This window comes from Streptosporangium sp. NPDC020072, from assembly GCF_040631445.1.
Classification (GTDB): domain Bacteria; phylum Actinomycetota; class Actinomycetes; order Streptosporangiales; family Streptosporangiaceae; genus Streptosporangium.
Genome location: NZ_JBEYAB010000016.1, coordinates 152731 through 172185, shown reverse-complemented (window position 1 = coordinate 172185; position 19455 = coordinate 152731). Strand labels below are relative to the sequence as shown.

Below are 19455 nucleotides of genomic sequence, written 5' to 3'. Positions count from 1 at the left end.
TGGTACGGAACAAGACCGGGTGCCGGACGTCCGTAGACTGGGCGGGTGATTTCTCGTACCGACCTGCGCGGGTCCCTGCCGAGGGACCTCCGCGCCGTGCTGCCCCGTGCCGAGCTCGACGTCGAAACCGCCCTGGAAGCGGTCCGGCCGATTTGCGAGGACGTGCATCATCGTGGGGTCGCGGCCGTACGGGAGTTCACCGCCAGGTTCGACGGTGTCGAGCTGGACTCCACCCGGGTGCCCGCGGAGGCGATCGCCCGCGCGCTGGAGGACCTCGACCCCAGGGTCAGGGCCGCCCTTGAGGAGTCGATCCGCAGGGCCCGCCTGGTCCACCACGACCAGCGCCGCACCGACGTCACGACCCAGGTCGTGCCGGGCGGCACCGTCACCGAGCGCTGGGTCCCCGTCGAACGGGTCGGCCTGTACGTGCCGGGCGGCAGGGCGGTCTACCCGTCGAGCGTCGTGATGAACGTCGTGCCGGCCCAGGAGGCGGGCGTGCCCTCGCTGGCCGTCGCCTCGCCCGCCCAGAAGGAGTTCGGCGGCCTGCCGCACCCGACGATCCTGGCCGCGTGCGCGCTGCTCGGGGTCGAGGAGGTCTACGCCGTCGGCGGGGCCCAGGCGGTCGCGATGTTCGCCTACGGCACCGAGGAGTGCGAGCCGGTCACCATGGTCACCGGCCCCGGCAACATCTGGGTCGCCGCGGCCAAGCGGCTGCTCAAGGGCGTCATCGGCATCGACTCCGAGGCGGGCCCCACCGAGATCGCGATCCTCGCCGACGCCACGGCCGACCCGGTGCACGTGGCCGCCGACCTGATCAGCCAGGCCGAGCACGACGTGATCGCCGCCTCGGTGCTGGTCACCGACTCGGTCGAGCTGGCCGAGGCCGTCGAGCGTGAGCTGCCCGGCCAGGTGGCGGCGACCAAGCACGGCGAACGCGTCACCGAGGCCCTGTCCGGCCGTCAGTCGGGCATCCTGCTCGTCGACGACATGGAGGCGGGGCTGCGGGTGGTCGACGCCTACGCCGCCGAGCACCTGGAGATCCAGACCGCGGACGCCGCCGCGCTCGCCGCCCGGGTGCGCAACGCGGGTGCGATCTTCGTCGGCGCCCACGCGCCGGTCTCGCTCGGCGACTACCTCGCGGGCTCCAACCACGTGCTGCCGACCGGCGGCTGCGCCTGTCACTCCTCCGGTCTGTCCGTGCAGACCTTCCTGCGCGGCATCCACGTCGTCGACTACAGCCGCGAGGCGCTGGCGCGCTCGGCCGCGCACGTGTGCGTGCTCGCCGACGCCGAGGACCTGCCCGCGCACGGCGCCGCCGTACGAGCCCGTTTCGGATGGGAGATCCCCGATGAGGCTTGAGGACCTGCCCATCCGTGACGACCTGCGGGGACGCACGCCGTACGGCGCGCCCCAGATCGACGTCCCGGTGCGGCTCAACACCAACGAGAACCCCTACGGCCCCTCCGAGTCCCTGGTCGCCGACCTGGCCGAGGCGGTACGGTCCCAGGCGGGCGAGCTCAACCGCTATCCCGACCGGGACGCGGTCGCCCTGCGTGAGGACCTGGCCGCCTACCTCGGGCACGGCCTGACCCACGAGCGGGTCTGGGCCGCCAACGGCTCCAACGAGGTCATCCAGCAGATCCTGCAGGCCTTCGGCGGGCCGGGGCGCTCGGCGCTCGGCTTCGAGCCGTCCTACTCGATGCACCCGATCATCACCACCGGCGCCTCGACCGAGTGGATCGCCGGGTCCCGTGAGGACGACTTCGGGATCGACCCGGACAAGGCCATCGCCGCGATCGAGGAGCACCGGCCCGCGGTCGTCTTCCTGACCTCGCCGAACAACCCGACCGGTACCGCGCTCGACCCCGAGGTCATCGCCAGGATCGTGGAGGCGGCGCCCGGCATGGTCGTCGTGGACGAGGCCTACTTCGAGTTCGCCCGTGAGGGAACGCCGTCCGCGCTGACGCTGCTGCCGGGCAACCCCCGGCTCATCGTGACGCGGACCATGTCCAAGGCGTTCGCCATGGCCGGGACCCGGCTGGGCTATCTCGCCGCCCACCCGGCGGTGATCGAGGCGCTGCTGCTGGTGCGGTTGCCGTACCACCTGTCGTCGCTCACCCAGGCGGCCGCGCGCGTCGCGCTCGCCCACCGCGGGGAGCTGCTCGGCACCGTCGACACGCTGCGCGCCGAGCGCGACGCGACGGTCGGGTGGCTGCGGGCCAAGGGCCTTGAGGTGGCCGACTCCGACGCCAACTTCGTGTTGTTCGGCCGTTTCACCGACAGGCGCACCGTCTGGCGGGACATGCTCGACCGCGGGGTGCTGATCCGCGAGGTCGGGCCGCCCGGATGGCTGCGCGTGTCCATCGGAACGACCGAGGAGATGGCGGCCTTCCGCGCCGCCCTGGAAGGAACCCTGTGAGCAGTTCTGCCGGAGCCGAGCCCACCCGGCGCCTCGGCCGCGTCGAGCGCGCGACCAAGGAGACGTCCGTGCTGGTCGAGGTCAACCTCGACGGCACCGGATACGTCGAGGTGTCCACCGGGGTCGGCTTCTACGACCACATGCTGAACCAGCTCGGCAAGCACGGTCTGTTCGACCTGACCGTGAAGACCGAGGGCGACCTGCACATCGACTCGCACCACACGATCGAGGACACCGCGCTCGCGCTGGGCGCCGCGTTCCGGGAGGCACTGGGCGACAAGTCGGGCATCAGGCGTTACGGAAACGCGTCGTGCCCGTTGGACGAGGCCCTGGCGCAGGTCACGGTCGACCTGTCGGGCAGGCCGTACCTCGTGCACAGCGAGCCCGAGGGAATGGCGCCGATGATCGGCTCCACCTACGACACGACGATGACCAGGCACATCCTGGAGTCGTTCGTCGCGCAGGCCGCGATCTGCCTGCACGTCCACGTACCCTACGGCCGCAACGCGCACCACATCGTGGAGGCGCAGTTCAAGGCGCTGGCCAGGGCGCTGCGGGAGGCCAGCGAGCCCGACCCCCGCGCCAGCGGCGTGCCGAGCACCAAGGGCGTCCTGTGACCGGCAACTGGACGGCCGTCGCCATGGCCTTCGTCGCCCTGTTCATGGTGGGCGGGATCGTGTCCTTCCTCAAGCAGGGCCTCAAGAAGGGCGCGCTGCTCCTGGGCGCGCTCGCGGCCCTGGCGACCACCGCGGCGGTGTTGTGGTGGTGAGGGTCACGGTTCTCGACTACGGGTCGGGCAATCTCCGCTCCGCCGAGCGGGCGCTGGCCAGGGTCGGCGCGACCGTCACGGTCAGCTCCGACTACACGCAGGCGCTGGAGGCCGACGGCCTGGTCGTCCCCGGCGTCGGCGCCTTCGCGGCCTGCATGGCGGGACTGCGGGCCGTACGGGGAGAGCGGATCATCGACCGTCGCCTGTCCGCGGGCAGGCCGGTCCTCGGCATCTGCGTCGGCATGCAGATCCTCTTCGAGACGGGCATCGAGCACGGGGTCACGACCGAGGGCTGTGGCGAGTGGCCGGGCACCGTGGAACGGCTCGACGCGCCGGTCCTGCCCCACATGGGGTGGAACACCGTCAGCGCGCCCGAGGGCAGTGTGCTGTTCGACGGGCTCGACCCGCAGACGCGCTTCTACTTCGTCCACTCCTACGGCGTGCGCGACTGGGAGCTCAAGGCGGGCCCGGGGTTCACCGACCCCCTGGTCACCTGGTCGGAGCACGGCGTGCCGTTCGTCGCCGCGGTGGAGAACGGCCCGCTGACGGCCACCCAGTTCCATCCGGAGAAGTCGGGCGACGCGGGGGCGCAACTGCTCACCAACTGGCTCGGCACCCTCGGGTGACTCCTTTCTCGCAGAGGTCGTCGTGAGCAGGGAACGGGCCAGGCGCAGGGCGGAACGCGAGGCCGAGCAGGCCAGGCAGGCCGCCCTGCGCGCCGTGCGGGAGGCCAGGCTCGCCCGGCGGCGTGAGCTGGCCGGGCGGGTCACCGCGTTCCTGCCCGGCAGGCCCGTCAGAATCGCAGCCCAGCGCGGCATCAAGGCTCGCCGCCGCAGGGCCCAGAACGGCGTCGTGGCGGTCCTGTTCCTCATTGCGCAGGTCATCGCCTGGCTGTTGTGGTCCTCGTGGACCGCACGGTTCGGGGTCTTTGTTATTTCTGTTCTTCTCGTACCGCTTTTTGTCACTCTCGTCTTCGACCGGAGGTCCTGATCAGATGTCGCTAGAGTTGCTGCCCGCCGTGGACGTCGCGGACGGCCAGGCGGTCCGCCTGGTCCAGGGGGCGGCAGGCACCGAGACCTCCTACGGCGACCCGCTGTCCGCCGCGCTCGCCTGGCAGGAGGCGGGCGCCGAGTGGATCCATCTGGTCGACCTCGACGCGGCCTTCGGCCGGGGCTCCAACCGTGAGCTGCTGGCCTCGGTGGTCGGCGCGCTCGATGTGAAGGTCGAGATGTCCGGCGGCATCCGCGACGACGCCTCCCTGGAGTCGGCGCTGGCCACCGGCTGCCGTCGCGTCAACATCGGCACCGCGGCGCTGGAGAACCCCGTCTGGTGCTCCAAGATCATCGCTGAGTACGGCGACCGCATCGCGATCGGCCTGGACGTGCGCGGCACCACCCTGGCCGCGCGAGGCTGGACCGAGGAGGGCGGCGACCTGTGGGAGGTGCTGGAGCGGCTTGAGCGCGACGGCTGCCCCCGCTACGTCGTCACCGACGTCACCAAGGACGGCACGCTGCGCGGCCCCAACCTCGACCTGCTCCGCGAGGTCTGCTCCCGCACCGACCGGCCGGTGGTCGCCAGCGGCGGCGTCTCCTCCCTGGACGACCTGCGCGCCCTGGCGGAGCTGGTCCCGCTCGGCGTCGAGGGCGCGATCGTCGGCAAGGCGCTCTACGCCCAGGCCTTCACCCTTGAGGACGCCCTGGCGGCGGTCAGATGACTGTCGCGGTACGTGTGATCCCCTGCCTGGACGTGGACGCCGGACGGGTGGTCAAGGGGGTCAACTTCGAGAACCTCCGTGACGCGGGGGACCCGGTCGAGCTGGCCCGCCGTTACGACGCGGAAGGGGCCGACGAGCTGACCTTCCTGGACATCACGGCGTCCAGCTCCGACCGTTCCACGACCTACGACGTGGTGCGCAGGACCGCCGAACAGGTCTTCATCCCGCTGACCGTCGGCGGGGGAGTGCGCTCGGTCGAGGACGTGGACAGGCTGCTGCGGGCGGGCGCGGACAAGGTGGGACTGAACACGGCCGCCATCGCCAGGCCCGAACTGCTGACCGAGGCGTCCCAGCGGTACGGCGCGCAGTGCATTGTGCTGTCCGTCGACGCCCGCCGGGTCGTGGACGGCCCGCCGACTCCCTCCGGGTTCGAGGTCACCACCCACGGAGGACGCCGGGGCACCGGGATCGACGCGGTCGAGTGGGCCCGCAGAGCCGAGGAACTCGGCGCCGGGGAGATCCTGCTCAACTCCATGGACGGCGACGGCACCAAGAAGGGCTACGACCTGGAGATGATCCGCGCGGTGCGGGCGGTGGTCTCGGTGCCGGTGATCGCCAGCGGCGGGGCCGGGGCGCTTGAGGACTTCCCCCCGGCCGTCGAGGCGGGGGCGGACGCGGTCCTGGCGGCCTCGGTGTTCCACTTCGGGCAGTTGAAGATCGGCGAGGTCAAGGACACGCTCCGGCGGGCGGGGCATCCGGTTCGCTGACCTCACCGCCGAAGGCGGAGGGAGGGGCGCCAGGGCGGGTTCCGCCGGGCAGGAGACCGGGAGAACGCGGGACCACGGGCGAGCCGTGATCCCGCGTGAAGGTCTGCGGACCACCCCGGATCAGGTCCCGGCGGCGGAGACCGGCGGGAACCGCATCCGGGTCACGGCATCAGCCGTACTGCTGGAACCACGCGTTGACCGTGTGGGCCTTGGGGCTGAGCGTGATGACGGCACGGTAGGTGCCGGCCGGTACGTTGCGGATGCGGTGGTACATCTTCCCCCCGACGCAGTAACCGCTGCTTGACCCGCCTGCCGTTATCCAGAGGCCCGCGTACCTGCGCTGGATGTAGGCCTTGGCACGCGTGCCGTCGCCGCCGTTCCAGCACTGGACGACGATCTGCAGCACCTTGGCGCGGGTGTTCCGGGAGGGGCTCTGCAGCTTCTTGGTGTTCGCTCTGCCGCTCCAGAGGGTGGACCAGCGCGCCTGCGCCGAAGCGTGGACCGCCTCACCGGCCGAGGGGAGAGAGGCCGCGGTCGGCGCGAGCGCGGTTCCGGGGGCGGCCGCGTGGGCCGCCCCCGGAACGAGGAGACCCGCGGCGAGTACGCCGGCGGCGATGGTGGCGGAAAGATTTCTCATCATGTCGCCCTTTCCAATCGTTGTCCCAGGGGGAACGTCGTCTTCCTGGGTCGGAACATAGGACGGAAGATGTTGAGAACGCGTTGAGGATCGGTTGAGGTGGCCGTCCGAACCCGGGGCACCCGCTGGGACGGCCGGGGATCCAGGCGGACGGCTCCACTTCCGGCGGACACGACCGACGGTCCGCGGGGGCGCGGATCCCGGAGCACGTGACGGCCGTGGCAGGTGTGGGCCTCGACCACCTCCTCGGCGCCGGAAGCCGTTCACCGGGCCGCAGTTCGGCGTGAGGAGGCCGTCGGAGAACCGGTGGGCTCCTACCGCCGTGATGGATTCTCACCGGACGATCCACTACGGAACCGGTGACTATGCTGGTGGGCATGACCGCCATGGCACCGACCAGCACAGCGCCCGACCTGTCGTTCCTGCTGGACCACACCGGCCATGTCCTGCGGACCCGGATGTCGGCCGCGCTCGCCGAGATCGGGCTCACGGCCCGCATGCACTGTGTGCTGGTGCACGCCCTTGAGGAGGAGCGCACCCAGATCCAGCTCGCCGAGATCGGTGACATGGACAAGACCACGATGGTGGTGACGGTCGACGCCCTGGAACGGGCCGGTCTCGCCGAGCGCCGCCCGTCCGGCACCGACCGGCGGGCCCGGATCATCGCGGTCACCGAGGAGGGCGCGCGGATCGCCGAGCGGAGCCAGCAGATCGTCGACCGTGTGCACCGGGAGGCCCTCGCCACGATCCCCGACGAGGAACGGGAGATTCTCCTGCGGGCCCTCGGCCGTCTGGTGACCGGCCATCTGGCCACCCCCGTGGAGAACCCCCAGCCGGTACGGCGCGCCCGGCAGCGGACAACTTAGATCCGAAGAAAATCGTCTATTACAAAACAATCTGCTACGGTCTCTCCTGTCGTCCTCATTCGACAGGAGAGAACCCATGTCCGTCACCTCCGCCCCTCCGGCAACCGGGTCACGCTGGATCGCCCTCGGAGCGATCGCCACAAGCCTGCTGATGACCGTCCTCGACGGCAGCATCGTGACCGTGGCGATGCCGGCCATCCAGAACGACCTGGGCTTCTCCCCGGCCGGACTGAGCTGGGTGGTCAACGCCTACCTGATCGCGTTCGGCAGCCTGCTTCTGCTGGCCGGACGACTCGGTGACCTGATCGGCCGCAAACGCGTCTTCCTCGCGGGCACCGTGGTGTTCGTCGCCTCCTCGCTGCTGGCGGGGGTGTCCACCGGCGCCGAACTGCTGATCGTGGCCCGCTTTCTGCAGGGGGTCGGCAGCGCCGCGGCCTCGGCGGTCGGCCTGGGCATCCTGGTGACGCTGTTCCCCGACCCCGGGGAGCGCGCCAGGGCGATCGCCGTCTTCAGCTTCACCGGCGCGGGAGGCGCCACCCTGGGGTCGGTGCTCGGCGGCCTCCTCACCGACGCCCTCACCTGGCACTGGATCTTCTTCATCAACCTGCCGATCGGGATCGCGGCGCTCGCGGTCGCGGCGTCCGTACTGCCCGCGGACCGGGGACCCGGCCTCTCCGCGGGAGCCGACGTGCCCGGCGCCCTTCTGGTCACCGGCGGCCTGATGCTCGGCATCTACACCGTGGTCGGGGTCGAGGAGCACGGCTGGCTCTCGGCGCGCACCCTCGGCCTCGGCGCCCTCACCCTCGCTCTGCTCGCCGGGTTCGTCATCCGCCAGGCCACCGCTAAGGCCCCGCTCATGCCGCTGCGGATCTTCAGGTCACGCGGCGTCTCCGGGGCCAACCTGGTCCAGATCCTGATGGTCGCCGCGCTGTTCGCCTTCCAGTTCCTCCTGGCCCTGTATCTCCAGCGGGTCCTCGGGTACGGCGCCGCCCAGACCGGTTTCGCGATGCTCCCCGCGGCCGTGGTCATCGGCGTGGTCTCCCTGGGGGTCTCCGCCAGGCTCAACGTCCGCTTCGGGGAGCGCAGGGTGCTGCTGGCGGGGCTGGTGCTCCTGGTCGCGCTCCTCGGGCTGCTCACCCGGCTTCCGGTGCGCGCCGACTACGTCACCGACCTGCTTCCGGTGATGCTGCTGGCGGCGGGCTTCGGTCTCGCGCTCCCCGCGCTGACCACGCTCGGCATGTCGGGCGCCGGGGAGGAGGACGCCGGACTGGCATCCGGGGTGTTCAACACCACGCAGCAGATCGGCATGGCCCTGGGCGTCGCGGTGCTGTCGACCCTGGCGGCCTCCCGCACCGGGGACCTGCTCGCCGGCGGCGCAAGCCAGGCCGAGGCGCTGACCGGCGGCTACCGCCTGGCCTTCACCGTCGGCACGGGACTCCTCGCCACGGCCCTCGTCGTCGCCCTCCTCGTGCTGCGTGAGCCACGCCGTACCAGGTGACCTCAGAAGGCGCGGAAGTGGTTGAACAGCTCGTAGGAGACGTCCTCGGCCGCGAAGGCGCGGGCCTCGGAGCGCTTGACGGCCAGGTAGGCGGAGGAGCGGAGCGGGCCGAGGGCGTTCATCAGCAGATCGTCGGCCTCCAGGGCGTCCAGGGCCTCATCCAGCGACCGGGGCAGGCGGGGCACGCTCCCCTCGGGGAGGGCGGCGGGGTCCACGTCGACGGCCTCGCCGGGGTCGAGCCCCCTGCGGATGCCGTCCAGGCCCGCGTGGATGACGGCACCGAGGGACAGGTAGGGGTTGGCGGAGGAGTCGGAGGGCTTGATCTCCAGATTGGCCGACGCCTCGGCCGCCCCTCGCATGGGGGAGCAGATCCGCACCGCGGCCTCCCGGTTGTCCATGCCGTAGCAGGCGTAGGCGCTCGACCACATCCTCGGTGCCAGCCGCCGGAAGCTGTTCACCGAGCCGCAGGTCAGCGCGGTGAGCGCGGGAAGGTGCGCGATGAGGCCGCCGATGAACCGGTAGGCGGTCGCCGACACGCCGTACCGGTCGGCGGGGTCGCTGAAGACGTTGGAGCGCAGTTCGGGGTCCCACAGGGAGATGTGCAGGTGCGCCCCGTTCCCGGCCTGGTCGGCGATCGGCTTGGGGGCGAGGGAGGCCCACAGCGACATGCCGAAGGCGACGCCGCGCACGGTCTCCCGGTAGATGACCTGGTTGTCGGCGGCGCGCATGGCCGGGGCGTGGCGGACGGACAGCTCCTGCTGACCGTGGCCGAGCTCGGGATGGTAGTGCTCGACCCGCAGGCCCTGCGCCTGCAGGGCGCGGACCAGGCGCATGGCGTAGTCGTGGGCCTGGTCGAAACCGGACGTGGCGTAGCAGAGGCTGTCGTCGAGGGGAAGGAGCCTGTCCGGTTCCCCGTCCGCGCCGGGGACACGGCGGCCCAGGGTGAACTCGGGTTCGAAGGCGGCGACCGCGACGAGCCTCTCCTCGGACAGGGCGGCCACGGCCTCGCGGAGGAAGGTGCGCGGGCACGCCGCCCACGGGGAGCCGTCGATCTCGCGCAGGTCCGCGAGCATGGCCGCGGCGCCGGGGGCGTGGGGAAGGGCGACGAAGGTGGACGGATCCGGAACGAGACGGACCTCACCGACCGGACCGAGTCCCTCGACCTCCTGAAGCTGGTCGAGCATGTTCATCGCCATCATCGCCACGGTGTGCCCGATGCCGGAGCCGAGCCGTTCCGCCAGCCGGGAGCGTGAGGCGGCCTTGCCGCGGATCACACCGCCGTGGTCGGCGTACAGGAAACGGACCAGCTCGATGCCCTCCGTCTCGACGCGTTCGAGGACGCGCCGATCTTCGGGATCGAGAGGATGAACCCCGGTGACGCTGTAGCGCTCTGCCATGCTTCCTGCGTAACACGTCCCGCAGGACGGTGGAAGCACATCGCGCGGCGACGCGGCGTCACGGGGTACGCGGTCCCGCGTACGGAATGCGGAAACGCCGGAGAAACAGGTCAGAGGTGGGGCAAACCCCCACCGTCGGTCAGCTCAACACACGTGTGAAGAACAGCGACAGTTGGTCCGCCGCCCTCACGATCCCGTCGAAGACTCCGTTCACCGCGTTCGCCGCATCGGCGGGCCTGGTGAACAGATAAAAGGCCACGAACGCCACCGCTACATAGGTGGCGACCTTCTTGACCTGCATGGGGGGCCTCCTGCTGCTCCAGTCCCAGCCGTTATACCCGGATTTTAATGATCTTTGGCATCTTCGGCCCGGGTGGCTCCCGGATTTTGATGATCATACCTGTTGAGCGGTGGGAATCCATGGCCAGATCGTGAGATTGGCATGAGTCACCTCCGCAATGGTGCGGTGGCGAAGCGGTTCTGTCCAATCCCGAATGCCAGATATACCGCTAGCGTTAGGGCGCCGTGAAGATCGTTGACACCCGGGCAGGGGGTGTGACCAGCGAACCGGCCCCTCGCGCCGGCCGTGGAACCTCTCCCTCGTGCTGAGGCCCCTGAAGACCCCTGGCAGCCCTACGCCTCGACCGCGGCGGCCTCCCGCGCGTCGTCCGCGGACTCGGCGGGTTCGAGGGCGGGGGCGGGCGTGGTCGCGGCGGGGCTCACACGCCCGCCACGCAGCGGCAGCAGGCACAGGGGTACGGCGATCGCCGTACCGGCCAGCAGCAGGCCCGCCACGCCCAGGGTGAGGGCGTCGGGCCGTACCAGGGGCTGGCCGCGCAGTGCCTGCCAGGTCACCAGCGCCACCAGGCCGGTGTAGGAGGCTCCGGCGGTCAGGACCAGGCGCAGCCGGACGGCCTGGTCGCGGATTCCCCGGGTGAGCAGGGCCACCAGCGGCAGGGCCTGCAGGGCGTGCATGCCGAAGAAGTGCGGCACGCGCAGGTCGCCGCCGGTGGTGCTCCAGCCGAGCAGGGACAGGCCGGGACCGCCGTCGGGGACGCCGACGCCGTGCGCGCCGAGGACCGTGGTGGTGACGTCCGCGAGCTGGGCGGAGGTCGGCGGGAGCATCAGGACGGCCACGCCGAGACCGGCGGCCGAGACGACGAGCCCGACGCGGATCGCCCAGGTGTCGGCCGGGGTCGCCTGGCGCTCACGCAGCACCAGGAAGGCCGCGGCCAGGTTGACCAGCATGAGGAGCATGACGGTCGTGCCCATCAGGGCGTACAGGGAGGAGTCCAGCGCGGTGGAGAAGTTGAAGTGGCTGTGCCGCCCCCGGATGACCTGGCTGATGATCACCGTGATCTCGACGACGCACGCGATCGCCATCACGTTGCCCAGCAGCCGGCTCGCGCGCTGCGCCGTACGCCTCAGGGACAGCAGCCAGGCCCAGGTCAGCCCGTAGGCGACGAAGGAGAGGGTGAACTTCAGGGGTTTGAGCCAGATGGGCAGGCCGTCCAGGGTGCGGTGGTCGAGGAGGACACCGAAGAGGGAGATCACGGACAGGACGGCCATGATCGCGGACATGAGGAGGAGCGGGCGATGCCAGCGGGTCATCCAGAAGATCCTTCAATAGATAACGGATTTATCCGTTATCTATAGCTAAACTCAGGTGCGATCACAAGAGGAGGCAGTTGCGGTGCGGATGGCGGACCTGAGTCGGGCGACGGGTGTCTCGGTCCCGATGATCAAGTTCTACCTGCGGGAGGGGCTGCTCCCCAGCGGGGAGCGGACCAGTCCTAACCAGGCGAAATACGGCCAGGAGCACGTGCGGCGGATCAAGCTGGTACGGGCCATGGCCGACTACGCCGGTCTGTCGATCGCTGAGATTCGCGACGTGCTCGGTCATCTCGACGACCCCTCGCATGGTCTGCACGACCGTCTCGGCCACGCCCAGACGAGCATCACGCCCAAGCGCGAGCCGGGGGAGGGGGAGGAATGGGCCGCGGCGATGCGCGAGGCCGAGGAACTGATCGCCCGGCACGGCTGGCGGCATCACCCGGACAGTTCTCCGATGCGGAGCGTGGCCGGGGTGCTGCTGACCCTGCGCGGGCTCGGCTACGACGGCATCCTCGACCGGCTCGACGACTACGCGGAGGCGGCGGGCACGATCGCCAGGGCCGACGTCGCGGGCATGGCCGAGGAGCCGAACCTGGAACGCATGATCGAGATCGTCGTTGTCGGGACCTCGCTCGGGGACGCGCTGGTCGCGGCGCTGCGCCGGGTCGCGCAGGCCAACGTCTCGGCCCGTCTGTTCGGCGACGACTGGAAGGTCGCGCAGTGGGAGAACGTGGACTGGGAGGATGTCCGGCGGCAGGGGGGCGCCTTCGAGGGGCCTGCTCCCGAAGGGGAGATCTGCGGTGGGCCGGAGGCCTGAGTGTCCCGGGCGTGGCGGACTTGGGCAACGCCCGCTGTGTGGTGTCTTAGTACGAAAAATCACTTCAAGTAAGTCTCATAGAGACATCAACTGAAAAAGCAGATTCATGTCAACTGAGTATGTCAGGGTTGACGGGCGTATGTGGCGGCTTTAATGTCTGACACTGATCAGGGCATCTTGGTAAATCGGTCAGTATGTACGACGGGGTAGCTTTTTGTGATCAACGGGGAGTTGAGGGGGTGTGCCGTGCGGGTCAGGCGTTGTGTCGGGGTGACCGCTGTTTCTGCCGCTCACCGATGATGTGACCGGTCATGACCGACCAGGGGGGTCGGTGTCCTTGATACGGGCCTTCCTCCCGTGTGTCATCTCGCTTCGGGCGTTCTCCGACATCAAAGGACATTGACATTGGCTGTGAACTTCCTCCCGGTAAAGCCTTGTCTGCGAGCCTCCCTTCGCATCGGTGAGAAGGGCGAGGCGGAATTGCATACCCCCTCGGGGGTTCTGGAGGTCGAAGTCCCGGAGGGCATGAGCAGGGACGATTTTCTCGACCTGCTCAGGCGTCTCGACGGCAGCAGGACCATCGAGGACCTGGAACGCGAGACCGGCCTCGACGGTGAGGCGGTACGCGAGGTCGTCGAGCCCGGCGTGGTGCAGGGGCTGATCGACGAGGGCGCCGCCGTGCCGGCCTTCTCCCCGGGTACGGCCGCCCTGGCCCGTCTTGAGGGCCTCCTCAACCACCTCCTTGAGGACCTGGTCCTCACCGGCCCGTTCTGGAGGCGCATCCTGGAGCGCCCGCAGCGGCTGCACCCCAACGTCTTCTTCGGCTTCGGGCTGGAGAACTGGTTCCTGCTCTCCAGGGAGAGCGAGCTCGGCTCAGCCGTACGGGCTCTGGCGGAGAACGCCGACCTCAGAGGGGCGCTCGACGACTTCGACCGCAGGGGAAGGCGCCACGACGACGTCGCGGTCCACGCCTTCAGGTCTCTCGGCGCCACGCGCGGCGACCTGCTGCGCGCCCGTCCGCTGCCGACGACCGCCGCCCTGATCAAGATGTTGTCCTGGTGGGCGCGGACCGACCCGCTGTTCTTCGTCGCCACGATCGGCGTCATCGAGGAGCGTCTCGAAGCGGAGGACGAGGGGCCCGCCGCCCGCTGTCCCTTCCTGGCCGCCTGTGACCGGGTGGGGCTGACCCCCGGCTTCGTCGAACCGATGCGCGCGCACGCCAGGGCCGGGGCGGCCCGTCGTCACGGGGCGCTCAGCCGCGCGCTGTTCGCCCGGATGCCCGGGATCGACGAGGGGACGGAGCAGAGCTGGCAGGCCAAGGCGCACCTGTTCATGGAGACGTACGCGGGCTTCTGCGACGGGGTCCTGGACCACTACTCCGACCCGCATCGCCCGCTGCTGCGCCTGTGCGGCTGACTGGCGTTCACGCCGGTGCCGGTCACAGGTCCAGCGGCGCGCCCAGCAGCCGGGAGACGGCCTCGTCGCCGCCGATCGTCTCGACCCTGGCGTGCCGCTGACGGCCGAGGCAGAACAGCGTCAGCTCACCCGCGGTGCCCCGCACCTCGACCCGGGGGCCTCCCCGGCCGCCGCCGAGAACGACGCCGCCGCCGGTGCGGTGCAGCACCACGCCGACCGGGGACCTGCGCAGTTGCAGGCGTCCCACGATCCGCAGCCGCCTCCAGAGGACCTCGTCGAGACCGGGGGGAAGCTCGCGTGGCTCCCAGTCTGGACGGGCGCGCCGGACGTCCTCGTGGTGGACGAAGAATTCGAGGGGGTTGACCAGTTCGTCCAGCCGGGGAACCAGGCGGTAGACGCCTCCGGGGCCGGTGCGGATGAGCCGGGTCAGGCCCGCGTAGCCGTACCTGGCCTTCAGGGACTCCTGGACCGAGGCGGTGCGGCGGGCCAGCGGGGCGAGCGCGATGCCACCCGCGGCGTCCGGGCGCCTCTCCCGCAGCACGAGATGGGCGGCGAGGTCGAAGGTCGTCCAGCCCTCGCAGAGGGTCGGGGCGTCCTGGCCGAGCCGGTCGAGCAGGTCGGCGAGCGCGGCGCGTTCGGCGCTGGCATGCGTCATCCGGCGATCCTAACAATGCCACGTCATGACAAAGCGTGATATGCCCGACACTTGGTGAAGCCGGGGCCGGAAGCGGGTGAACCTCGTGGCCTCCACGCCCGAGAGGTGTCACTGATGCTACGAAAGCAGTTGATCCATGGGCGTGGGGGAATAAGTGCTTGATTGAGAGTGATAGTCACATAAGTAGTGACAACCTCAACGAAAGGACACCCCCCGAGTGGCGAGCAAGGTGACCTCCGCCGTCATGCGTCAAGGGTTCCGCGTCCTGGGGGTGGCCATCCGGTCCGAGAGAGGGGTCTTCGCCGTCGCGGTCCTGTCAAGCGCCGTCTACGGTGTCATGACGGTCGCCTCCGCGTGGGCTCTCGGGTGGGCCACCCAGAACCTCGTGCTTCCCTCCCTCGCCGAGGGCCGGGTCGCGGACGGCGCGCTCACCACCGCCGTCCTCCTCATCCTCGGTGTCGCGCTGCTCAAGGCGACGGGCGTCGCGGGACGGCGCTACTTCGCGGGCGTCATGCAGTACCGGATGCAGGCGCGCTCCCGCAGGGAGGTCACCCGCCAGTACCTCAGGCTCCCCCTGGCCTGGCACCACAAGCACCCGACCGGCCAGCTGCTGTCCAACGCCAGCGCCGACGCCGAGGCGGCCTGGGCGCCGCTCGCCCCGTTGCCGATGGCCGTCGGCGTGGTCGTCATGCTGGTCACCGCGGCCGTGGCGCTGGTGGCCACCGACCCGGTCCTCGCCCTGGTCGGGTTCCTGATCTTCCCGGCCATCGCCGTGCTCAACTTCGTCTACCAGCGCAGGCTCAGCCCACTGGCCACCAGGGCCCAGCAACTGCGCGCCGAGGTGAGCGAGGTCGCGCACGAGAGCTTCGACGGGGCCCTGGTCGTCAAGACCCTCGGCCGTGAGGACGAGGAGACCGCCAGGTTCCGCGCCGGAGCCGAGGAACTGCGCGACGCCAACATCGCTGTCGGCCGGGTGCGGGGCCTGTTCGACCCCCTCCTCGAAGCACTGCCGATCCTGGGCGTGCTCGCCGTGCTGCTGGTCGGCGCGGGACGCCTGGAGAGCGGGGCGATCACCCCTGGTGTGCTGGTCCAGGTCGCCTACCTGTTCACCCTGCTCGCCTTCCCCATCCGCGCCCTCGGCTGGGTCCTGGCCGAGCTGCCCCGCGCCGTCGTCGGCTACGAGCGGGTGCGGGCCGTGCTCGACACGACCGGCTCCATGGAGTACGGCTCGGCGACCCTGACCGGGGAGAAGCCCGCGGGTTTGCGGGTACAGGGCCTCGGCTACTCCTACGGGGACTCCGCGGTGCTGCACGAGGTCGACCTCGACGTCCCGCCCGGCCGTACGGTGGCGCTGGTCGGGCCGACCGGCTCGGGCAAGTCCACGCTCGCCCAGACCTTCGTCCGCCTGGTCGACCCGGCGCGGGGGGCCGTTCTCATCGACGGGGTCGACCTGCGCGAGGTGGCCCGCGGCGGGGTCAGCGAGGCGGTGGCACTGGTACCGCAGCAGACCTTCCTGTTCGACGACACCGTGCGGGGCAACGTCACCCTCGGCCTGCCCGTGGGAGACGAGGAGGTCTGGGCGGCGCTGCGCCTGGCCCAGGCCGACGGCTTCGTCAGCGCCCTGCCCGGAGGGCTCGACACCAGGGTCGGCGAGCGGGGCACCTCCCTGTCCGGGGGCCAGCGCCAGCGCCTGGCCCTGGCCCGCGCGCTGGTCCGCCGCCCCAGGCTGCTCGTCCTGGACGACGCGACCTCCAGCGTCGACCCCCAGGTGGAGGCCAAGATCCTGCAGGGCCTGCGGGACACCGCCCAGGCATCGACCGTGGTCGTCGTCGCCTACCGGATGGCCACCATCGCCCTGGCCGACGAGGTCGTCTACCTCGAACACGGCAGGGTGACCGACCAGGGCCCGCACGAGCTGCTGCTGCCGAGGTGCGAGGGGTACCGCAACCTGGTCACCGCCTACGAACGTGAGGAGGCCGAGCGCGAGGCGCTCGACGCCGAGGAAGCCGAGAAAGAGGAAGAGGTCAGCGCGTGAGTTCGCTCCACGGCGTCGAAAGGTCGGCGCTGGCCACCGTACGGCACGGCCTGTCGCTGACACCGGAGTTCCGCAAGGGGATCGCCGGGACGCTCGCGCTCGCCGTGCTGGCGACGATCGGCAAGGTCATCGTCCCGATCGCCGTCCAGCAGACCATCGACACGGGACTGAAGGGCGCGGTCCCCGACCTGCCCTACATCCGCGGCGCCGTGCTGCTGTGCGCGGCGGCCGTCGTGCTCACCGCGCTGTGCGCCTACCTGATGAACGTGCGTCTGTACCAGGCGACCGAGGCCTCCCTCGCGACCCTCAGGACACGCGGCTTCCGGCACGTGCACGACCTGTCGGTGCTCACCCAGAACTCCGAGCGGCGTGGCGCCCTGGTCTCCAGGGTCACCGGGGACGTGGACCAGATCAGCGTCTTCATGCAGTGGGGCGGGCTGATGATCATCATCGCCCTGGGCCAGCTCCTCGTCGCGACCGTGCTGATGTTCGTCTACTCCTGGCAGCTCGCCCTGACGGTCTGGCTGTGCTTCCTGCCGCTCATGATCGTGCTGCCGCGCTTCCAGCGGTGGCTCTCCGGCGCCTACACGCAGGTGCGTGAGCGCGCGGGCGACATGCTCGCCGCGGTCGGCGAGTCGGTCGTCGGGGCGGCGGTGATCAGGGCCCACGGCTCGGAGGCCCGCACCGCCGAGCGGCTGGATGTGACCATCGAGGCGAACAAGGCCGCGCAGGCCCGCACCCAGCGCATCGTCGCCACGGTCTTCCCGGTGACGGAGATCGTCGCGGCGCTGGCGACGACCGCGGTCGTGCTGATCGGCGTACGACTGGGCGTCGCCGGCGACATCACCGCGGGGCGCCTGATCGCCTTCCTGTTCCTGATCACGCTGTTCGTCTCGCCGCTGCAGACCGCGACCGAGATGCTCAACGAGGCGCAGAACGCCATCGCCGGCTGGCGCCGCATCCTCGGCGTGCTCGACACGCCGCCGGACGTCGCCGACCCCGGCGAGGACGGCGTCGAGCTGCCGCGCGGCCCCATCTCCGTGTCCTTCGAGGAGGTCGGCTTCTCCTACCCGGGTGGCGCGCCGGTGCTGACCGGCGTCACGGTGGACATCCCGCCGCGCTCGCGGATCGCGGTCGTGGGGGAGACCGGTTCGGGCAAGACGACCTTCGCCAAGCTGCTGACCCGCCTGATGGACCCGGTCACGGGCCGGGTCACCGTCGACGGGCACGACCTGCGCGGGGTCCGTTTCTCCTCGCTGCGCGAGCGCATCGTCATGGTGCCGCAGGACGGCTTCCTGTTCGACGGCACCCTGGAGGAGAACATCCGCTTCGGCCGTCCCTCGGCGACGAGCGAGGAGATCCTGCTCGCCCTGACCGAGCTGGGGCTGGCCGACTGGCTCGAAGGACTGCCCGAGGGCCTGGCCACCCCGGTCGGTCAGCGGGGGGAGTCCCTGTCCGCGGGGGAGCGCCAGCTCGTCGCCCTGGTCCGCGCCTACCTGGCCGACCCCGACCTGCTGCTGCTCGACGAGGCCACCTCCGCCGTCGACCCGGCGACCGAGGTACGCCTGGCCCGCGCGCTGGACGGGGTGACGCGGGGCCGTACCGCGGTCTCCATCGCCCACCGCCTGTCCACCGCGGAGGCCGCCGACGAGGTGCTGGTCTTCGACGGGGGCCGCATCGTCCAGCGCGGCCCGCACGCCGAGCTGGTCGGCGAGCCCGGCGTCTACGCGGGCCTGCACGCCTCCTGGGTCTCGGCCGCCAGATCCTGACCACGGGTTCCCGGGCGGCGGCGCGCCGCCCGGGGCCGTCACTTCGCCGTCTGCCTGGGCAGGCCGGGCGGGTTGACCAGCGACTCGGGGATGGCCTCGTTGGAGAGGTTCCAGCGCTTGAGCACCTCGCCGTACTTGCCGTTCCCGATGAGTTCGTTGATCGCGGCGTTGAGCGGTTTGACGAGGCCGTTGTCCTTCTTGGTCATGGCCGCGATCAGGCCCTGCAGGTCGGGGCCCGCGCCCGAGACGGTGCCGACGATCTTGGTGTCGCCGCCGACGGCGTCCTGGTAGGAGAGGGAGGGGTTGGGGCCGAAGTAGGCCTCGATGCGGCCCGACTTCAGGGACAGCAGGGCGTCGACGTACTTCTGGTAGTTCTGGATCTGCGCGGGCTTCAGGCCCGCCTTCTGGTTCTGCGTGTCCCAGTCGACCAGGATCTTCTCCTGGTTGGTGCCCGAGCCGACCGCGACCCGGCGCCCGGCGATGTCCGAGGGCTGCTTGATCGAGGTGATCGGGCTGTTCTTCGCCGTCTGCCAGGCGAGCTGGTCGACCCGGTAGGTGGCGAAGTCGTAGATGTCCTTGCGCTCCTCGGTCACCGTGACGTTGTTGAAGGCCACGTCGTACTTTCCGGACTTCACCGAGAGGAACAGGTTCTCCCAGGAGGTGACCTCCTCCCTGGCCTTCAGGCCGAGGACGTCGGCCACGATGTGGGCGATGTCGGTCTCCACGCCGATGACGGTGCGGTCGTCGTCGGCGAGGAAGGTCAGCGGCGGCGCGCCTTCCCCGCTGAAGCCGACGACCAGCTCACCCTTCGCGCGGATCGCCTCGGGCACCTGGGCGGCGATCGCGTCGACCTTCTCCGCCCGGATCCGGTTCTGCTGCGGAGAGATGTTGATCTTCGAGCCGCCGGTTCCCGCGGGGGCGGAGGCCTGTTCGGCGGGCTTGGCGTCGCTCCGGGGGGCGGCGGAGGTGGTCCCGGTCGAGCCGCAGGCGGCGGCGAGCAGAAGCGGTGCGGTGAGGAGGGCGGGCTTGAGCCTGGAGAGGAACGACATTTCAGTCCTGTTTTTCTGGGAATCGCAGGGAGG

General features: G+C 70.6%; 20 protein-coding genes. 14 read left to right on the top strand and 6 right to left on the bottom strand.

All coding sequences use genetic code 11. The features are described from left to right. Nucleotides 1–45: 45 nt before the first annotated feature. The 8 genes from hisD to hisF are packed head-to-tail and all read left to right on the top strand — an operon-like array spanning nucleotide 46 to nucleotide 5669. Nucleotides 46–1359: a histidinol dehydrogenase gene (gene hisD / locus ABZ470_RS33855; RefSeq protein ID WP_362916508.1), complete on the top strand. Its 1314-nt coding sequence runs from the start codon at nucleotides 46–48 to the stop codon at nucleotides 1357–1359. Beyond that, a complete protein-coding gene (locus tag ABZ470_RS33850; protein ID WP_352009031.1) occupies nucleotides 1349–2419 on the top strand; it encodes a histidinol-phosphate transaminase in 1071 nt (356 codons plus the stop codon). The genes hisD and ABZ470_RS33850 overlap by 11 nt, the downstream gene beginning before the upstream one ends. Continuing rightward, on the top strand, nucleotides 2416–3036 hold the full coding sequence (hisB, locus tag ABZ470_RS33845) for an imidazoleglycerol-phosphate dehydratase HisB (protein WP_362916506.1): 621 nt from the start codon (nucleotides 2416–2418) through the stop codon (nucleotides 3034–3036). Before ABZ470_RS33850 ends, hisB begins: the two co-directional genes overlap by 4 nt. Then, the gene (locus tag ABZ470_RS33840) at nucleotides 3033–3188 is read left to right on the top strand and encodes a hypothetical protein (RefSeq protein WP_352009033.1); all 156 of its coding nucleotides are present in this window, start codon (nucleotides 3033–3035) and stop codon (nucleotides 3186–3188) included. Before hisB ends, ABZ470_RS33840 begins: the two co-directional genes overlap by 4 nt. Then, complete coding sequence (gene hisH, locus ABZ470_RS33835) at nucleotides 3179–3814, top strand: imidazole glycerol phosphate synthase subunit HisH (protein ID WP_352009034.1); 636 nt, start codon at nucleotides 3179–3181, stop codon at nucleotides 3812–3814. The genes ABZ470_RS33840 and hisH overlap by 10 nt, the downstream gene beginning before the upstream one ends. A gap of 22 nt (nucleotides 3815–3836) precedes the next feature. Beyond that, entirely contained in the window at nucleotides 3837–4178 is a 342-nt protein-coding gene (locus ABZ470_RS33830; protein ID WP_352009035.1) for a hypothetical protein, read from the top strand. 4 nt (nucleotides 4179–4182) lie between these two features. Next, nucleotides 4183–4902, top strand: a complete 720-nt coding sequence (gene priA / locus ABZ470_RS33825) for a bifunctional 1-(5-phosphoribosyl)-5-((5-phosphoribosylamino)methylideneamino)imidazole-4-carboxamide isomerase/phosphoribosylanthranilate isomerase PriA (protein WP_352009036.1) — start codon at nucleotides 4183–4185, stop codon at nucleotides 4900–4902. Beyond that, nucleotides 4899–5669, top strand: coding sequence for an imidazole glycerol phosphate synthase subunit HisF (gene hisF / locus ABZ470_RS33820; RefSeq protein ID WP_352009037.1), 771 nt, complete (start codon nucleotides 4899–4901; stop codon nucleotides 5667–5669). The genes priA and hisF overlap by 4 nt, the downstream gene beginning before the upstream one ends. 169 nt (nucleotides 5670–5838) lie before the next feature. On the opposite strand, the gene ABZ470_RS33815 is transcribed toward hisF, so the two are convergent. Next, a complete protein-coding gene (locus ABZ470_RS33815) occupies nucleotides 5839–6309 on the bottom strand; it encodes a hypothetical protein (protein WP_362916504.1) in 471 nt (156 codons plus the stop codon). A gap of 374 nt (nucleotides 6310–6683) precedes the next feature. Between ABZ470_RS33815 and ABZ470_RS33810 the strand changes: the two genes are divergently transcribed. Together ABZ470_RS33810 and ABZ470_RS33805 are read left to right on the top strand one after the other, a co-directional pair. Continuing rightward, nucleotides 6684–7172, top strand: a complete 489-nt coding sequence (locus ABZ470_RS33810) for a MarR family winged helix-turn-helix transcriptional regulator (RefSeq protein ID WP_352009039.1) — start codon at nucleotides 6684–6686, stop codon at nucleotides 7170–7172. A 76-nt stretch (nucleotides 7173–7248) separates the two neighbouring features. Then, on the top strand, nucleotides 7249–8670 hold the full coding sequence (locus tag ABZ470_RS33805) for an MFS transporter (protein ID WP_362916502.1): 1422 nt from the start codon (nucleotides 7249–7251) through the stop codon (nucleotides 8668–8670). A gap of 2 nt (nucleotides 8671–8672) precedes the next feature. On the opposite strand, the gene ABZ470_RS33800 is transcribed toward ABZ470_RS33805, so the two are convergent. The 3 genes from ABZ470_RS33800 to ABZ470_RS33790 form a co-directional block, all read right to left on the bottom strand. Further along, nucleotides 8673–10067: a glutamine synthetase family protein gene (locus ABZ470_RS33800; RefSeq protein WP_362916500.1), complete on the bottom strand. Its 1395-nt coding sequence runs from the start codon at nucleotides 10065–10067 to the stop codon at nucleotides 8673–8675. A 139-nt stretch (nucleotides 10068–10206) separates the two neighbouring features. Then, entirely contained in the window at nucleotides 10207–10368 is a 162-nt protein-coding gene (locus ABZ470_RS33795) for a hypothetical protein (RefSeq protein WP_184714415.1), read from the bottom strand. Nucleotides 10369–10700: 332 nt separating this feature from the next. Further along, nucleotides 10701–11678, bottom strand: a complete 978-nt coding sequence (locus tag ABZ470_RS33790; protein ID WP_362916498.1) for a hypothetical protein — start codon at nucleotides 11676–11678, stop codon at nucleotides 10701–10703. An 88-nt stretch (nucleotides 11679–11766) separates the two neighbouring features. Between ABZ470_RS33790 and ABZ470_RS33785 the strand changes: the two genes are divergently transcribed. Together ABZ470_RS33785 and ABZ470_RS33780 are read left to right on the top strand one after the other, a co-directional pair. Then, a complete protein-coding gene (locus ABZ470_RS33785; RefSeq protein WP_352009043.1) occupies nucleotides 11767–12498 on the top strand; it encodes a MerR family transcriptional regulator in 732 nt (243 codons plus the stop codon). Nucleotides 12499–13023: 525 nt separating this feature from the next. Then, nucleotides 13024–13914, top strand: coding sequence for a hypothetical protein (locus ABZ470_RS33780; RefSeq protein ID WP_362916496.1), 891 nt, complete (start codon nucleotides 13024–13026; stop codon nucleotides 13912–13914). A gap of 22 nt (nucleotides 13915–13936) precedes the next feature. Here ABZ470_RS33780 and ABZ470_RS33775 read toward each other — a convergent pair whose 3' ends face one another. Beyond that, nucleotides 13937–14569, bottom strand: coding sequence for a TIGR03085 family metal-binding protein (locus ABZ470_RS33775; protein WP_362916494.1), 633 nt, complete (start codon nucleotides 14567–14569; stop codon nucleotides 13937–13939). A 244-nt stretch (nucleotides 14570–14813) separates the two neighbouring features. On the opposite strand from ABZ470_RS33775, the gene ABZ470_RS33770 reads away from it, so the two are divergent. Both ABZ470_RS33770 and ABZ470_RS33765 read left to right on the top strand, forming a co-directional pair. After that, nucleotides 14814–16604 (top strand): ABC transporter ATP-binding protein, encoded by a 1791-nt coding sequence (locus ABZ470_RS33770; RefSeq protein WP_352009046.1) that lies wholly within the window; start codon nucleotides 14814–14816, stop codon nucleotides 16602–16604. Then, nucleotides 16601–18373, top strand: a complete 1773-nt coding sequence (locus ABZ470_RS33765) for an ABC transporter ATP-binding protein (protein ID WP_352009047.1) — start codon at nucleotides 16601–16603, stop codon at nucleotides 18371–18373. The genes ABZ470_RS33770 and ABZ470_RS33765 overlap by 4 nt, the downstream gene beginning before the upstream one ends. 38 nt (nucleotides 18374–18411) lie before the next feature. Here ABZ470_RS33765 and ABZ470_RS33760 read toward each other — a convergent pair whose 3' ends face one another. Beyond that, nucleotides 18412–19422 carry an ABC transporter substrate-binding protein gene (locus tag ABZ470_RS33760; protein WP_352009048.1) on the bottom strand — a complete coding sequence of 337 codons (1011 nt, stop codon included), beginning with the start codon at nucleotides 19420–19422 and terminating at the stop codon, nucleotides 18412–18414. Nucleotides 19423–19455 lie beyond the last annotated feature (33 nt).